At 61.5% G+C, this 480-nt stretch carries 1 protein-coding gene; it reads right to left on the reverse strand.

Translation table 11 applies throughout. From position 1 onward, the window contains the following. Positions 1-96: 96 nt before the first annotated feature. The coding region (locus tag JHD67_RS21440; protein ID WP_233172168.1) for a transposase at positions 97-480 on the reverse strand (384 nt) is incomplete at its 5' end.

Here is a 480-nt window from a genome sequence, read left to right on the forward strand (position 1 = left end):
CGACCGAGGCTGTGTGAAAACGTAACGCCGATGGTCGAGATGGCCGGTCGCTCGGCTCGTTATGCCAACGCATGGCTTCGAGTCGAAGCGATGCCATCAGGCCATGATCGCCTGCATCAGTGGCCTCACACCCAGGATCTTCATCACCCGCTTCATGTTGTAGGCCAGCACCTGCAAACTCATTTCGGTCGCTACGCGCGGTAACGTTCGGGTGAGGAAGTGGGTGTAGCCCATCCACGCCTTGAGGGTGCCGAAGGTGTGTTCGACGGTCTGTCGTCGTACGCGCATCGCGTTGGGGCGTTCGTCGAGGCGCGTTTGCATGGCATCCAGCACGGACTCATGTTCCCACCGTCGCAAGCGCCGATAACGGCCGGTGGTGCAGTTCGTACGCAGTGGGCAGCTCGGGCAAGCGGATGACCAGTAGACGTGGATCGTCTTGCCGTTTTCGTCCGTGCTCATGCGGCGCGTGGCCACGTTGCC

It is taken from the genome of Dyella sp. ASV21 (assembly GCF_016428975.1).
Taxonomy (GTDB): domain Bacteria; phylum Pseudomonadota; class Gammaproteobacteria; order Xanthomonadales; family Rhodanobacteraceae; genus Dyella.